Annotated in this window: 3 protein-coding genes and 1 pseudogene; 2 read left to right on the top strand and 2 right to left on the bottom strand. The window is 64.3% G+C overall.

The window, feature by feature from the left end; all coding sequences use genetic code 11:
* Positions 1-613 precede the first annotated feature (613 nt).
* Positions 614-11,758: pseudogene (locus tag JJC00_RS01680) on the bottom strand (autotransporter-associated beta strand repeat-containing protein); the annotation flags it as partial.
* An 800-nt stretch (positions 11,759-12,558) separates the two neighbouring features.
* Between JJC00_RS01680 and JJC00_RS01675 the strand changes: the two are divergent.
* Both JJC00_RS01675 and JJC00_RS01670 read left to right on the top strand, forming a co-directional pair.
* The gene (locus JJC00_RS01675) at positions 12,559-12,834 is read left to right on the top strand and encodes a hypothetical protein (RefSeq protein ID WP_200471051.1); all 276 of its coding nucleotides are present in this window, start codon (positions 12,559-12,561) and stop codon (positions 12,832-12,834) included.
* Positions 12,809-13,111, top strand: a complete 303-nt coding sequence (locus tag JJC00_RS01670; RefSeq protein WP_200471050.1) for a hypothetical protein — start codon at positions 12,809-12,811, stop codon at positions 13,109-13,111. The genes JJC00_RS01675 and JJC00_RS01670 overlap by 26 nt, the downstream gene beginning before the upstream one ends.
* Positions 13,112-13,149: 38 nt before the next feature.
* Here JJC00_RS01670 and JJC00_RS01665 read toward each other — a convergent pair whose 3' ends face one another.
* Positions 13,150-13,497 (bottom strand): hypothetical protein, encoded by a 348-nt coding sequence (locus tag JJC00_RS01665; protein WP_200471049.1) that lies wholly within the window; start codon positions 13,495-13,497, stop codon positions 13,150-13,152.
* Between the last annotated feature and the right edge of the window lie 30 nt (positions 13,498-13,527).

The following is a 13,527-nucleotide window of genomic DNA, read 5'->3' as shown; positions in this document are numbered from 1 at the left end:
GCAGTCAAAGCCATGATTTGCGTGATGTTTTTGAAATCTCAGTGCTTCTAGAGCCGCTGGCGCGCCGGTCAGAATAAAACTACGAACTCTTATATCATTGAAATAGCTAGATAATCTTAAACTGATTTGTCGACTTTGACGGGGCCACGACAGCAACACGCGAGAACGGCTGATTTGTGCCTTGGACCTGCGCGACCTGGATGATTTCGCATACCTTGCTCGAAGCAGGCGCGGCTTGTGTTTCGCATTGCAGGACCCAGTCGTTGTAGGTTGCGGTCGTGCGTTGCGGAGCGCCGCCTTGCGGGGTCTGCGCCGGAGAAGGCGCGGGCGTTGCCGGCGCATTTGGTGCGGCTTGCGCGGGCGGTGAACGTGAAGGCACGGGCCGCGGGCTTCCTTGCTGGGCTGTCGCAGTTGCTACCGAGAAGAGCACGATAAAGATACCCAGGGGCCAACGCTTAATATGATTCACGGTTTTTCGCACGATAGATCTTCCGCTGGGTTGGGCACGCGCCGTGCTATCTTGAAGGGCCAGTCACCGCCATCGCCCCGCTTACCACACAATGCGGAATCCACCTGTACCTTTGTAGCTATGGCTGTCGCCGCTATTGGCGAGACTGGCATTGTAGGAGACCTCTCCGAAGATCGCGTAACGGCCATTCGCCCAGCTATAGGTGCCGCCGGCACCGATGCTGCCCCACAGCCGGTCATTGGCGCTCGCAAAGCTCGTGCCTGACACGTCCACCTTGGTGCCGTTCAGGAATTCATAATAGACATTTCCGATCGCGTAGACGTCGGAGCGGACGATACCGGAGTCGTTGTTCCAGGTTTTCTGGTGATTGAGCGACAAACCGGCGCGTCCGAGCAGGCTGTCGGCGTTGCCGATCGAGACCAGCGCGTTGAAGCGATCGGCGAAGCTGTCGAAGCTCACCTTCGAATAGGCAAGCTGCGCCTGCGGCGTCAGCCACCAGCCATTGCCGATCCCGAACCGCTTGCCGCTCTCCACGCTGAAGCCGTAGCCAAAACCTTGATTGCCGTGCGTCATGGTCCCGACCAGCGCCGAGAATATGTCGCTGTGATAGAACATGCTCTGCGCCTGGGCATCGACGTAAAAGCCGTTATTGCCGTACCAGGTCAGCGTGCCGCCCACGCCGCTGCCGTCGGCGCGGATGCGGCCATTGCCGAAGAACGAGGCGATGTTGGCGGTCGACTGGACGTATTGTGCGGTGATGCCGACGATCAGCCTGCCGCGCTCGTTGTCGAGCACCGCGCCATCCAGCCCGGTCTGGAATCTCATTTGATCGTACTTGTAGGTCGAGCCGGTGGTGGTGGACGGGTTCAGGTCGGCATGTTTGCCGTCGATGCGGCCCCACCACGCCGATTGCATCCATGAACCATCGGTCGGCGCGGTGCCGAGATTCGTGCTCGCCATCGCGTCCGCCCCGCCCCAGTAGCGATTGCCGACGCGCTGCTGCAGCGAGGGCATTTCGTTCATGCCGAGCAGCACCTGCGCGTAGTTCTCGTAGAGAGGCACCCCAGGCTGGTACAGCGGGCCGGCTGGAGTAGCCGGCGGCGGATTGGCCAGGGCGGACTTCAGGTACCAGTCGCCGTCGCCTGTGTTCTGCTGCAGCGTGTAGGCGTAGGCACCGCCGACGACCGCCTGCTGGCCCTGGAAAACATAGTCGCCGAGCAGATTAAACGTGCCGTTGGAAGCGCCGGCGACATCGATGATCTTGATGCCCTGGTTGGTCGGCGCTCCGGCTCCTCCGACATTGGTCACCTTCACCGCGCTTGTGCCTGATGTGCTGCCTCCAACCACGAGCTTGTCGGTTGCCGAGGCATCGTCGCCAAGCGCGGTATTGACGTTGAGCAGGCCGCCGGCGCCGACGTAGTTGCCGGTGACAGTCAGCGTCGTGCCCGGTGCGCCGTTGAGGCTGACAGTGCCCGCATTGCCGAGCGACGCGACAGTTTGGCTCTGGCCATTGAGATCGAGCGTCGCGCCACCCAACACCGTGAAGGCCGAAGCCGAACTGAGGACATTGGCCGCACCCGCGCGCAAGATCCCCGAGGCCACCACGGTCGCGCCTGCGTTGCTCGCCGCGCCATTCAGGAGCAGCGTGCCGGCACCATCCTTGACCACATCGCCGGCGCCCGAAATGGTGCCGTTGAGGGTCAAGGTGGTGCCGGCATTGGTCAGGAAGGTGCCGGTCGAGGGCACAGTGACGTTGCGGTCCGTCGCGATGTCGGCGGTGGTCTGCAGCGTGCCGGTGTCGAGCGTGATGCCGGTGCCGGCGGCGCCGAGATTGGCGTCGCTCGAGATCGAGAGCGTGCCGCCATTGACGGAAGTACCGCCGGTGTAGGTATTGACGCCGTTCAGGACCAGCGTGCCAAGATCGGTCTTCACCAGCTGGGTGTTGCCGCTCAGCACGCTGTCGATAGTCGCGACGAAGCTCGCACCGGCCGCCGTGCCATCGCCGACCCGAATGGTCGAGGTCGGCGTACCGGCAAGCGCGATCTCGCCGCCGACGATGTGATAGCCGTTGCTTGCGAACTGCATTCCCGAGGCCATGACCTGCCCGAGGCTGTTATCGACGGTCACCGTGCCCGGCGCGGCCGAGAAGATCGCGAAGGCCGCGTTCGTGAACGGCGCGTTGATGGCGCCCGTGTCATTCGTCCAGTTATCGTTGCCCGCGGAGTTCTGCCAGACGCCGTTGCCACCGTTGATGACGTTGTCGAACTTCGGACCGGCCGCGCCGTCCCAGTAATTCAGCGTCAGGCCCACCGCGTTGACCAGATTGACCTGGTGCGCGATTGAGGTCTGGACGAACGAGCCGCTCGCTGGAATTGTGCCGAGCGCCAGACCATTGTCGATCAGCGAGCCATCGTAGTTGATCACGCGATAGATGCCGGGGCCGAAGGTGCCACCGGCAGGGACGCTGACGTTCAGCGTGCCATCAAGCGTGAGACTACCGTGCACGTTGACGAGGTCGTTCAGCGCACCGCCGACTACATTGGCCTGCCCGAACCGGTAGTTCAGCACTGAGCCCGAGCTGAGGGCGAGGTCGCCATTGACTGTCAGCGTTCCCGGCGTGCCGATATTGCCTGGATTGATGGCGCCGCCGCTGGCTACTGTGAGGCTGCCGCCGAGTGTACCTGTGCCAGCGAGAATCGCGCCGTTGCTGACGGTGGTGAGCCCCGTTGCCGCGGACTGATCGCCGCTAACGATCAGCGTGCCGGCCGAGATGGTGGTGGGGCCGGCGTAGGCGTTGTTGCCGTTGAGGACGAGGGTGGCATTGCCGGTCTTGGTCAGCGAGCCCGCGCCCGAGATCAGGCTGGAGAGCGTGAGATCCGCATCGGTCTGGAACGTGCCGCCGGCGGCGCCGATGGTCACTCCGCGTGCGCTGGTGAACTCGGCCGTGTTCTGCAGCGTGCCGCCGTCGAGAGCGAGGCCACCACTCGCCGCGCCGAGATTGGCATCCTGCGAGATGCGCAAGGTACCGCCGTTGATTGCGGCGCCGTTCGTGTAGGTGTTGATCCCGTTCAGAACCAGCGTGCCGAGATCGGTCTTGACCAGCTGCGTGTTGCCGCTCAGCACGTTGTCGATGGTGGCGACGTAGCTTGCGCCGGGCGCCGTGCCGTCGCCGACGCGGATGATCGAGGACGGCGAGCCCGCCAGCGCGATCTCGCCGCCGACCAGATGATAGCCATTGGAGGCGAACTGCATGCCGGAAGCCGAGACCTGGCCGAGGCTGTTGTCGACCGTGACGGTGCCGGGCGTGGCAGCGAAGATCGCAAACGCCGCATTCGTGAACGGCGCGTTGATGTCGCCTGCGATCGTCGTCCAGTTGTCATTGCCCGCGGAATTTTGCCAGACGCCGTTGCCGCCGTTGACAGCATTGTTGAACTTCGGCCCGGCATTGCCGTCCCAGAAATTCAACGTCAGGCCTGCGGTATTGACCAGGTTGACCTGGTTGGCGACCGAGGTCTGGACGAAGTAGTTTGGCGACGGGATCGTGCCCGTTTGCAGGCCATTATCCGTCAGGCCGCCGCTGTAGCTGATGACGCGGTAGATGCCTGCGTCGAAGCTGCTGCCGGCGGTGGCCGTCACGTTGATCGTGCCGTCAAGCGTCAGGTTGCCCTTGACGATGGTGAGGTCGTTCAACGCCCCGCCCACCACGTTGGCCTGACCGAAATTGTAGTTCAGGGTCGAATTGCTGGCGAGCGACAGGTTGTTCTGGATGGTCAGGGTGCCCGGGACGTTGCCCGGGTTACCCGGATTGATCGCGCCATCCGCGACCGCGACGCTGCCGCCGATCGTGCCGATGCCGCCCAGCGTGCCGCCGCTGCCGACGAACGTCGGCCCTGTGGCCGCGCTCTGGTCGCCGTTGACGATGAGCGTCCCAGTAGAGACCGTGGTCGGGCCGGTATAGCTGTTGTTGGCGGTCAGGATGGTGGTGCCGCTGCCGATCTGGTTCACCGCGCCGGTGCCGGAAATCAGGCCGGCGAAGGTGAGGCTGTCGGAGCGGTTGAAGGCGAGCACGGCGTTGTTGAGCACATTGCCGGCAATCGAGCCGGAGGTGCCGCCATTGCCGAGTTGCAGCGTGCCGGCGGAAATGGTCGTGCCGCCGCTATAGGTGCTGTTGCCGGTCAGAACCGTGTTGCCGCTGCCGATCTGCGACACCGCGCCGGTGCCGGAGATGGCGCCGGGCAGAGTGAACGTATCGGAGCGGTTGAAGGCCAGCGCGCTGTTGTTGACGATGTCGCCGAGGACCGAGCCCGAGGTGCCGCCGTTACCGAGTTGCAGCGTGCCGGCCGAGATGGTGGTGCCGCCGGTATAGGTGCCGTCGCCGGTCAGCGTCAGTGTGGCCACACCGGTCTTGGTCAGCCCGCCGGCGCCGCCGATCGCGGTCGACACCGAAAGGTCGCCGTCGGTCTGGAAGGTGCCGCCTCCGCCGTTGAGGGTGACCGCACGTGCCGTGCTCATCGCAGCCGTGTTCCGCAGCGTGCCGCCATCAAAGGACAGCCCCGCCCCGGCCGCACCGAGATTGGCATCGTTCGAAACTTGCACGGTGCCGCCGTTCATCGCGGTGCCGCCGGTGTAGGTGTTGGCGCCGTTCAGCACCAGGGTGCCGAGGTCGGTCTTGACCAGCCGGGTGTTGCCATCAAGCACATTGTCGATGGTCGCGATGAAGCTTGCGCCCGCCGCCGTGCCGTCGCCGACCCGGATGACCGAGTCAGGGGCGCCGGCCAGCAGGATTGAACCGCCGGAGAGATGATAGCCATTGGCCGCGAACTGCATGCCTGAAGCGCTGACCTGGCCAAGGCTGTTGTCGACCGTGACGTTGCCGCCGGTCCCGGCAAACACCGCAAACGCCGCGTCGGTGAACGGTGCGTTCGGCGATCCCGAGATCGTGGTCCAGTTGTCGTTGCCCGCAGAGTTCTGCCAGACGCCGTTACCCCCGTTGATCACACCGTCGTTCTTCGGACCGGCATTGCCGTCCCAGAAGTTCAGCGTCAGGCCCGACGTGTTGACCAGGTTGACCTGGTTCGCCACCGAGGTCTGCAGGAAGAAGTTCGGCGATGGTATCGTCCCGATCGCAAGGCCGTTGTTCGTCAGGATGCCGTTGTAGCTCATGACCCGGTAGAGACCGGGGCTGAACGAGCCGCCGGGCGTCGTCGAGACGTTGAGCGTGCCGGCGAGAGTCAGGTTGCCACCGACAATGATATGGTCGTTCAAGGGTCCGCCGACCACGTTCGCCTGACCGAAATTGACGTTTGTGACCGAGCCGCTGTTCAGCGTCAGATTCTGCTTGATTGTGAGCGTTCCCGGCGCGTTGCCGACGTCGCCGGGCGCTAGCGTCGCGCCGTTCGCGATCGTGACACCGCCGCCGATGATGCCGCTGCCGCCGAGCGTTGCCCCGCTCGCGACTGTCGTGGCCCCGGTCGCCGCGGTCTGGTCGCCGTTGACGATGAGCGTGCCGGCCGCGACGGTGGTCGCGCCGGTGTAGCTGTTATTGCCGGACAGGATGGTCGTGCCGCCGCCGATCTGGTTCACCGCACCGCCGCCGGAGATCGCGCCGGTCATCGTGAGCGTGCCGGTGCGGTTGAAGACGAGTGCACCGTTGTTAAGCACGTCGCCGCTGCCGAGCGTGCCGGACGCGCCGCCATTGCCGATCTGCAGGGTGCCGGCCTGGATGGTGGTGCCCGCGGAGAAATTGTTGTTGCCGGTCAGCGTCAGCGTGCCGTTGTTCTGCTTGATTAGTATCTGGAACGAATTGATTTGCGATGCATCGAGCGTGCGCGCCGCGGCGTTGTTCACCTGCAACGTGTTGGTGCCGGCGCCGCTGTCGACGCCGGTACCGCTGAGCACCGCGGGATCATTGAGCACGACGGTGTCGTTGCCGGCGCCCATGTTGAGAGTGCCGGCGCCGGTGTCCAGCGTGCCGGTGAGATTGAGCGTATCATTGCCATCGCCGAGATTGCCGTTGGCGCGCAGGATTCCTCCCGCAGCGATATTGATCGTGCTGGCGCCGCCATCGCCGGTCAAGGCCGCCGGTGCAGCACCTGTCGCCTGCACCGTGCCGTTGACCGTCAGCGTCGAGGTGCCGGTCATGCCGATCGTAGCCGTGGTAAGGCCGCCGTTGACCTGCAGCGTGCCGGCGCTGATGCTGGTATTGCCGATGTTGTTGCTGGCGGAGGTGAGCACGGTGGTGCCGGTGCCGATCTGCGCGATCGAGCCGGGTCCGCTCAGCGTGCCGTTGAAATTGAAGGTGTCGCTGCGATTGAACGACAGCGTCGAGGTGGCGGAGTTGACGATGACGTTGCCGGCACCGGCATTGCCGCTGGTCCCGCCATTGCCGATCATCAGATTGCCGTCGTTGATGACGGTGTTGCCGGTGTAGGTGTTGTTCCCGGTCAAGACCCAGGTGCCGGTGCCGCTCTTGGACAGCGTGGTGGCGCCGCCTGGACCGTCGGTGATCGTCGCACCCATGGTGTTGAAGGAGGTATTGGTGCCGCCCAAGCCGATCGTGCGCGTGCCGCTGCCCGAATAGGTGATCGCCGCGGTGTTGGTGAAATTGATCGCTCCGGTGCCGGAGGATTCGATCGCGGAGGTGCCGGCCGCGAGCGTGAACAGGCGATCAGTGCTGTCGCCGGTGCCGGTGTAGCGCAGCACCGAATTGTTGCCGATGACGAGGTTGGAGGCGGCACTTGACGAGGCGCCGATCGAGCTGGCCTGACCGCCGTTGGCGAGATGGCTGACGCCGAGCACACCGCCGTTGATGCTGGTCACGCCGGTGTAGGTGCTGTTCGCGTTATTGAGGATCCAAGTTCCTATCCCGGCTTTGATGAGCGACGTCTTGCCGGTGCCATTGTCGGTGATCTGCGCGGCGAGGCCGTTATTGCCGGTATTTGTACCGGTCAATGTCAGCATTTGCGCGGTGTTGGCGCTGCTGAACGCGATCGGGCCGGCCCCGGTGAAGGTCACCGCTCCGGTGCCGGAAGCGTCAAGTGTGCCGCCGGACGGGCCGAGCGTGAACGACCGATCGGTCGTGCCGGCGGCTCCGCCCGCGCCCGTGTACGTCAGCGTGCCGTTATTCAGCACGAGATTGCCCGCCACTGCGCCGGAGGCGCCGAGGCCGCTGTTGCTGCCGCCATTGGCGAGACAGTCGACGCTCAGCGTCCCGCCGCCACTGATCGTGGTCGCCCCGGTATAGCTGTTGTTGCAACCGGTCAGAATCTGTGTCCCGCCGCCAGTCTTCGTCAGTCCGCCGGTGCCGCTGATCGCGCCGCTGAATGTTCCCCCGCCGCCGTTGATGGTCAACGTGCCAGAGCCCAGCGTCACGTTGCCGGCCCCGAAAAGCGCGGAAACCGTGTTGCTGAACCCGTTGAGATCAAGCGTCGCGCCGGAAGCTACCGCCATGGTTGCGGCGCCGATCGCCTGCGTGGAGCCGGCTCGCAGCGTGCCGGCGCTCACGGTCGTGTGACTGTAGGTGTTGGTGCCGGACAGCGCCAGCGTATCGGAACCTTGTTTGATCAGGCTTCCGCCGCCGACCACGTTGCCCGTGAATTCGAGGACGGAGGTCGTGGAGCTGTTGCCATCGTCTACGATGATTGCGCTAGTCCCCTGGAGCGTGATCCCGCGGTCGGTGGTCACGCTGCCGCCGGTGTACTTCAGCGTGGCAGAGTTGAGAACGAGGTTGGCGGAGGCATTGGTTGACGCGCCGATCGCGCTCGGCTGCCCGCCATTCGCCAGGCAGTCGACGCTCAGAACGGTGCTGCCGCTGATGGTGGTCGCGCCGGTATAGGTGCTATTGCAGCCGCTCAGGATCTGCGTCCCGCCACCAGTCTTCGCCAGTCCGCCGGTGCCGCTGATGGCGCCCGAGAAGCTGCCGCCATTGCTGCTGATCGTCAGCGTCGCCGCGCCCAACGTCACGTTTCCGGCGCCGCTCAGCGAAGTCAGCGTGTTGTTGAAGCCGTTGAGGTCCAGCGTGGCACCGCTCGCGACCGTCGTTCCGTTCGAGGTCGGATCGCCGAATGCCTGGGTCGAGCCGGCGCGCAGCGTGCCGCCGCTCACGTTCGTACCGCCGGTATAGGTATTGGTGCCCGACAGCACCAGCGCGCCAGCGCCCTGCTTGTTCAGACTGCCGGAGCCGAGCGCGGTACCGCTCAGAGTCAGAATGCTGGCGACGTTGCTGACGTCGATCGCTCCCACACCGCCACTGAGCGTGAAGCCGCGGTCGCTGCTCGCGGTGGTGCCGGTATATTGCAGCGTGCCGCCGGTCCCGAGGACCAGGTTGCTTGAGTTGCTGCTGGAGGCGCCGATGCCGCTGACACTTCCGCCATTGGCCAGCGTATTGACCGAGAGAACACCGCCGCTGACTGTGGTCGCGCCGACATAGTTGTTGCCGCCGTTGGCGAGCGTCAGGGTGCCGGTGTTGGTCTTGGTGAGGCCGGCGTCGTCCGGGCTGGTGACCAAACCTGTGAAGGTCAGGTTGGTCGCGCCTGCGACGTCGATCGCCCGCGAGGCGCCGCCATTGACGAGCGTGAAGCCGCGGTTGGTGGTGGCGGTCGCGCCGTTATAGCTCAGCGTGCCGCTTTCGATCACCAGGTTGGAAGACGCCGCGGAGGAGGCGCCGATGGCGCTGTTCGTTCCGCCATTGCCGATGCTGGTGACCGACAGCGTGCCGCCGCTCACGGTCGTAACGCCGGTGTAGCTGTTGTTGTTGTTCAGTGTCACCAGCCCGGTGCCGGCCTTGGTGAAGCCGACCGCGCCGCCATTGTCGGTGATGGTCGAGGAAATGGTGAAGTTGCCGGTGCCGTTCTGCAGCACGCCAAGCGTGCCGCCGCCGGCAGCGCCGGTCAGCGATCCGCCGGTGATGGTCTGGTTCGAACTGCCGACCGAGGGCGCCACGATGATGGTGCCGTCGACGCCGAGCGTGTTGCCGGCGGCGATCGTCACGGTAGAATTGGCGTTGGCTGTGTACTTCAGTCCGCCGAGCTGCACATTGCTGCTGACCGTGCCGAAATAGGGCGTGTTGGCGGCGCCGCCGGCGTCGCTGACGACGTCGCCGCCCACCCAGGTGGCGGCGTTATCTTTGTTCGCATACGCCGTGAACGCCGTGATGTTGCCGCCGACGACCTGCGCATAATCCGTGCTGTTGACCGTAGCCCAGCCGCCCAGCGTCGCATTGCTGGTGGTGATGTTGCCGCTGCCGGGCAGGATGAAGTTGACGAGACCGCCGGTGTGACTGATGGGGCCGAGATTGACGGTGACGCTGCCGCCCCCGCCTGAGGTCGCGCTGATCGTGTTGTTGCCGGCGGTAATATTGGAGCCGTTGAAGGTTTGCGTGTCCGCTTCGCCCGCCGCGCCAGTTACGTTGAGCGTGCCGCCGCTCATGTTCAGCGCCGACGAGGCCGATAGGATGTTGCTGGTGGCGCCGCCGGCCGGAGAGAAGTCGAGCTTCAGCGTGCCGCCATTGACCGTGGTGTTGCCGGTATACGTGCTCTGGCCGGCCAACGTCAGGGTGCCGGTGCCGCCTTTGACGAAGCCGCCATTGCCGGTCAGGCTGCCGGCGTAGCTGGTGCTCGTGGTGCCGTTCAGCGTGAGATTGGCGCCGTTCAGCGCCACGCTGCCGCCGGTGCCCGCGAGCGTGGTCGCGGTCAGGTTGATGCCGCTAAGGTCGAGCGTTCCGCCATTGACTGCAAGGGCCTGCGGCACCAGGCCGAGCGCCTGGGCATTGCCGAGCTGCAGCGTGCCGCCGTTCACGGTGGTGGTGCCGGTGAAGTTGTTGGTGGCGGTCAGGAGCCAGGTATTCCCAGCAGCGCCGTTCATGGCGAGGTTGGTGGTGCCGGTGAGCGCGCCGGACAGGGTGCTCACGCCTGCAAAAGTCCCACCCAGCGTCAGGGTATTGCCTGTCCCCGTGAAGGTCATCGCGCCACTGAGGGTGAGACCGCCAGTGCCGCTATCGCCAAGGCCGACGCTGCCCGCAAGCGTCATCGCGCGGTTGCTGCTGCCGCCGGTGCCGACATACGTCAGGCTGCCGTTGGTGATGGTGATCCCGCCGCTGGTTCCGGTGCCAAGCGAGCTTACAGTCCCGGTATCAGCGAGAGAATTGGCCTTGACCGTGACGTTCTGGATTGTGGTGGCGCCGGCATAGGTATTGTTGCCGCCGAGCGTGATGCTGCGCGCCGCGCTCGAGCCGTTGAACAGCACGGTTTGCGTGCTGCTGCTGCTGATGATGCCGAGCAGCCCGATATCCGCGGTCTGTGCGTTGAATTGGATCGAAACGATGCCGCTGGCGGCGATATTGCCGGTGATCGTCAGCGTACCTGTGCCGGAGTTCGTCAGGACGGCCTGACCCTGGCCGTCGGAGGTCATTTGCCAGTTGCGGTTGGACGTGTTTCCGCTCCCGGTATAGACGGCCAGCCCGTTGCCGCCTGCGAAGGCGCTGACGCCAACCGTGCCATTCGCGACCGTGGTCGGCGCGCCGAGCGAGCTCGCAACGCCGAGATCGCCGATCGAGGTGAAGGAAACCGTGCCGCCATTCGACGTCGTGGTCTGGCCGGTATAGTCATTGTTATTGTTATTGAGTGTCACGCCACCTTGAACGGCAAGCCCTCCCGCGCCAGTATATCGCACCGAGCCGACCCCGGCACCGGACACCGTGACCGTGCCACCGCTGAGCGTAACGAGCCGGCCGGCGTTCAATGCGCCGGTGCTGGAGAGGGTCGTTCCGCCGGCCATCGTCAGGCCGTTGGCAGCATTGCCAAGCGCCGCGTCGCCATTGACGACGAGTGTGCCCCCGGTGACGTTGATGCCGCCGCTGAACGTGTTGGCGCCGTTCAGGGTCAGCGTACTGTTGGCATTGCCCCCCGCCACGGTTAGGCCACCGGTACCGGCGAGCATGGAGTTGATGGTCGCGGTCACGTTGGAGTTGACGGTGATCGTCGGTGTCGCGCCGGACAGCGTCAGCGTGTTGTTGTTGAGCGTGTAGCCGGCCGTTTCAAAGACGAGGCTGTTTGCGGTGATGGCCGTGTTGAGGGTAACGATGCCGCCCGCGGCGCCACCAAGGAAGGCGCGGTCGACTGACGCATTGTTCCATGTCGTGTAGGGGCCGCTGACGCCGTCGCCGTTCGGACTCCAGAATAACGACGTCGTATCCCACGCTCCGGCGCCGCCGCGCCCTGCGGTCGTGCCGCTCGGATCCCAAAAGCGATCCGCGGCGCCGGCCGGTCCGGCGGCCAGACCGACCAGCAGCAGTCCGCCGCATACGGCGATACGGCCAATTCCGATCGCGCCAAGTCCTTGCCGGTCGCGTTTCAGGCCCAGTGTGCGGTGCGCTTGTCGCAAAACCCTCATCAAGCGCCGGCGAAGCTGATATCCGCAGTGCGCGCTGCCAATGATCCAATGTTCGGCAAAGGAGCAAGACCGCCTGGCCGCAAGACGCAGGGTGCCGCTCACGGCGTCACCGGGCACGTCGTCTCAGTTCTGGACTGGAGAGGAAAGGTTCCCGTTTGTATGGCGCGCCTGGAGTTCAGTCGCACGCATTCCGCATTCCCCTTGCCCGGCGTGAGCCAAGGCAAAGCTCCGGCGCATTCGCGCATAGGGAGCCCCCATTCCTATTCATCACCCGGACGTCGGCGCGCTCAACTAGATCGCTGATCGGCTGGTCAGAAACCCGGGACACAGGCAGCAACGCTAGGTGACTCATCCGGAAACGGTCAATGAGTTATGCAGTTTCAAGTTGTGGAACCGGTGTCGCTGTGCTGTACGCGCAACACGTCGCTAAAAGTGTCGATGAATTTTAACCGGCCTTTTTTGCACAGATGCGATTGAGGTTCCCCTCCATCCGTTGACCGCTGAGGATTTGATCAGACTGGAGCGTGCCCAGTGTCGTCACGGCCGGGCCTCTAAGCGAGAGAAGGTCTACAGCATCGTCTTCGCTGCGCCCTGAGCCGAAGCCGCGTGAGCCCGGCCCAGTCCCCGGTTATCCTAATTTGCACCCGAGGCCATGGAAGCCGGGTGAGAGCGGCAATCCCAACGGTGGGCGGCGGCGACGGTTGACCGAAGCCTTCATTTCGGATTTCCATACCATCTGGGAAACCGAAGGAATCGCCGCGATCCAGCGTGTCGCGCGCAATGATCCCTCCACGTTTATCCGCGTCGCCGCGAGCCTGATGCCCAAAGATATTAACGTCAATGCCACGCTCGATGTTGATGCCACGACTTTTGTCGCGAACTTCAGGCAGGCTGTCGAGCTGTTGGGCAACGAGTTGCCGCCATCTAGCCGCCGACGCATGAAAGCGATCGATGTCGATGATACCGATCATCACTGATGCTGAGCAGCACGATCAGCGTGATGGTTATGATCTTTCTGGGATCATGACGCTCGCAGAGTTGATCGGATATCTGGTCGCGGTGTCGCGCGAGCGGAGTTGGGATGAGGTCGCGGTCGTTGAACGGTTCGTCATGGAAGCGAAGCCTCACCGCGAGTGGGTTGAGGAAGCAGAGCCGTTGCTGCGGGCGCTCGGCTATGTCGCCGTGGCCGATCACTTGCGGAAGCTGCGGCGCGGCCTGAAGGCGAAACCGCCCAGCCGGTCGCAACGCAAATGAACAGGAAGCAGAAAGCGCTCCAGAGGCGGCTAGAGAGGCTACCTGATATTCCGCACATCTCTGATAAGGACATGCAGCGCCTCGCGCACCACCGGATGATTGTTCGCGACTGTCAGCGTCGTCATCGCCAGCGTCAGCGGAATGGCGCTCGCTGTTTGCGCATTGTGATCTCGCACGCCGATCAGACGCTCGACGCTTTTGTGAAAATCGGCGTGCTCGCGGAGGATCAGCGCAACGACTACCGGGCCATCGAAGCTGCGGTTTCGGTCCTCTGCCAGCGGGGTTATCGCGCCATCAAAGCCGAACGAGAGACCGGATCGAAATGAGAATCGTCCTGCGTCCTCGCGGAAGATCAGCAACGACGACGCGGCGATCGAGGCGGCCATTGCGCGGATCTGCCTTGAAGCCCTTAACGC

The organism is Bradyrhizobium diazoefficiens, assembly GCF_016616885.1.
GTDB classification, from domain to species: domain Bacteria; phylum Pseudomonadota; class Alphaproteobacteria; order Rhizobiales; family Xanthobacteraceae; genus Bradyrhizobium; species Bradyrhizobium diazoefficiens_F.
Note: the sequence above shows the minus strand (reverse complement) of the source record. Positions and strands in the feature narration are given on the sequence as shown.

Excerpts from the sequence above, each read along its gene's own strand:
- JJC00_RS01670 (WP_200471050.1), top strand. The coding sequence starts at position 12,809 with ATGTCGATGATACCGATCATCACTGATGCTGAGCAGCACGATCAGCGT.
- JJC00_RS01665 (WP_200471049.1), bottom strand. The coding sequence starts at position 13,497 with ATGGCCGCCTCGATCGCCGCGTCGTCGTTGCTGATCTTCCGCGAGGAC.